The organism is uncultured Faecalibacterium sp., assembly GCF_900066275.1.
Lineage (GTDB): Bacteria > Bacillota > Clostridia > Oscillospirales > Ruminococcaceae > Faecalibacterium > Faecalibacterium taiwanense.
The window spans coordinates 1-2,267 of the sequence record NZ_FMFG01000081.1; the positions used below are offsets into that span (position 1 = coordinate 1).

4 protein-coding genes are annotated in these 2,267 nt (G+C 48.0%); 2 read left to right on the plus strand and 2 right to left on the minus strand.

Features of this window, described 5'->3' with window-relative positions; translation table 11 throughout:
* Positions 1-298, plus strand: a 298-nt coding sequence (locus tag QZL71_RS13030; RefSeq protein ID WP_294649162.1) for a hypothetical protein, incomplete at its 5' end; no start/stop codon positions are given.
* A 191-nt stretch (positions 299-489) separates the two neighbouring features.
* Positions 490-1,278, plus strand: a complete 789-nt coding sequence (locus QZL71_RS13035) for a DUF975 family protein (protein WP_294649165.1) — start codon at positions 490-492, stop codon at positions 1,276-1,278.
* Positions 1,279-1,521: 243 nt separating this feature from the next.
* On the opposite strand, the gene QZL71_RS13040 is transcribed toward QZL71_RS13035, so the two are convergent.
* Both QZL71_RS13040 and QZL71_RS13045 read right to left on the minus strand, forming a co-directional pair.
* Positions 1,522-1,767, minus strand: coding sequence for a hypothetical protein (locus QZL71_RS13040; protein ID WP_294649169.1), 246 nt, complete (start codon positions 1,765-1,767; stop codon positions 1,522-1,524).
* Between the two features lie 171 nt (positions 1,768-1,938).
* Positions 1,939-2,103 (minus strand): hypothetical protein, encoded by a 165-nt coding sequence (locus QZL71_RS13045; protein ID WP_294649171.1) that lies wholly within the window; start codon positions 2,101-2,103, stop codon positions 1,939-1,941.
* Between the last annotated feature and the right edge of the window lie 164 nt (positions 2,104-2,267).

Consider the following 2,267-nt stretch of genomic DNA (forward strand, 5'->3'; position numbering starts at 1 on the left):
TGTAAAGGCCAGCGTTGATTATGCAGCCGTCGTTGCAGAAAAGACCGCTGAAAAGGAAAAAATCGAATCTGAGGTTGCTACGCTGACTGCAAATCTCGATGATCTGAAAACGCAGCTGAAAGCCAAGAAAGCAGAATTGAAAGCCGCCACCAAGGAACTTGTCAAAGCCGAAAACAAAAAAGCTGCCGCCGAAGCAAAGGCAGCAGAAGAAGCAAAGAAGGGCGAAGCAGAAGATGTGCTGAAGAAGCTGCTTGCCAGCGGTATGACGGCTGAAGAAATCCTTGCAAAGCTCCAGTAATACAATATGATGAACTGGACAAGCTGCTGAAGTAAAGGAAGGGGCTGTTGCACACGGATAAAAGCCGGTGCAACAGCCTCTTTTTCATTCATGCTGCAATTTTTTCAGCGTTTCAAACGTATCTAAATTAAAGTGGAATATCATATTCCTTTTCACACATACTTGCCATTTTCAGACAGGAGGTTGCTTTTATGAAAATATCTGCCGACTATCGTATGCTCGCTCTCGATGCTCTGCGCGGAAAATGGAAAACTGCTGTTCTGACAGGTATTGCCGCCAGTGCGCTCGGTGCTACCATTGTGAGCAGTTCCAACAGTGTCGTTTCCAATTCCAATCAGGCAAAGGACATTCATTTTAACCTGTTCGCCCAGCCAAACGGAGGTCGGCTGCTTGCTGTTTTGATTGTCGGCATTGGTCTGTGGGCAATCCTCCAACTGATCGTGGGCGGTGCAGTTCAACTGGGATATGCTCATTTTAATCTGAACCTTGTAGATGGAAATGATGCTGCCATCTCGGACTTGTTCTCTCAGAAAGACCGTCTGTGGGATGGCTTCTGCATGAAATTCCTGCAGGGTCTGTACATCGCCCTCTGGTCGCTGCTGTTGGTGATTCCGGGAATCGTGAAAACATACAGCTATGCGATGACACCTTACATCATGTCCGAACATCCTTCGCTGACCGCAAATGAAGCGATCACAGAATCCCGGCGGATCATGAATGGCAACAAATGGCGGCTGTTCTGTCTGGATTTCAGCTTCATTGGCTGGGAGTTGCTCTGTTCGTTGCCACTGTATGCCGGGGGTTTTCTGGTTCTCAAATATTTCACCGGTTCAGAGGCTATGGCGATTTCTCTTTTTCTTCTGCTGACAATTCCATTGAGCATTGGCTTCTTTTTTGTACGCCCCTATAAGGAAGCTGCATGGGCCACTTTCTACCGTGATATTACCGCAGCACCTACCGAACCGGATGAAGCATACTGACTTTTATACTATTTCTCAGATGTGACCGGACTTTCGAGGTGATCTGCGTATAGAGAAGAAACCTGACCGTTCCGAAATAATTGCAATGACCCTCTTATTTGCTTTATCGCTGGTGCTTACGGTATTAAAAGTGACGAGAGTGGTTTCGTTGCCCTGGTTGTGGGTGCTGGGTCCGCTTTGGCTTGGCACATATCGGTACCGTGATTAGGGCTGCTTGCGCTGGGAGATTTCTCCCAGCGTTTTTTATTCCTCGGAGATGCCGAGATATTGGTCAATCTCCATGATACCCTCCCCACTGACCTCCACCAGATCTTCAAAGGGCACTACGGTGTCGCCCACCTGCAAGGTGCGGAACACCGGGTCGATGCGGTCTGCTTTTCCGGTCAGTGTGATGTAGTTACCCACTGCTGGAACCTCCGGGTGGGCGGTGTCCTCCTTGAAGTAGCGCACCGTGATGGTCATGCCCTTGGTGACCTGCATCACAGGCATTGACGATGATATCCACGTCGGAGCGGTTTATCAGGTCTTTCAGGATGCCAAACTGCTTTTTGGTACCAGCAGACACCAGATTTTCATTATCTATCTTTTTGTATTAAGGTCTACAGCAATCTAATCCCACATTAAAACGAGAAAATGCTTAATTGTTCTCCTCAAAGTTCTCTACCTGTTCCATGACCTTTTTGAGAACTTCGGGGCTGTACTGCGGGGGATATCACGCTTTTCAAAGAACGAGCCGGAGTTGCGCGCAGTGCGCAGATAATCCCGGCAGTTAAACAAAATCTGATCAAGGTTGAGAGCTTTTTCTTCAGCCTTCGTCTTTGCCATGGCGTTTTTCTCCAATCTGAAAATTACAAATTGCGGACAAAAAGGACGCATTGTTGTGGCAAGCAGGGCTTTTGTCTATACAAACGCCATTTTTGCGTTGCAAAATGCTTGTTGGGCTGTGCCCAATCCCCTTCATTCTGCACCGTTCCGATGCAGGCTGCGCG

Coding starts and splice junctions, on each gene's coding strand:
- QZL71_RS13035 (WP_294649165.1), top strand. CDS start 490: ATGAAAATATCTGCCGACTATCGTATGCTCGCTCTCGATGCTCTGCGC.
- QZL71_RS13040 (WP_294649169.1), bottom strand. CDS start 1,767: ATGCCTGTGATGCAGGTCACCAAGGGCATGACCATCACGGTGCGCTAC.
- QZL71_RS13045 (WP_294649171.1), bottom strand. CDS start 2,103: ATGGCAAAGACGAAGGCTGAAGAAAAAGCTCTCAACCTTGATCAGATT.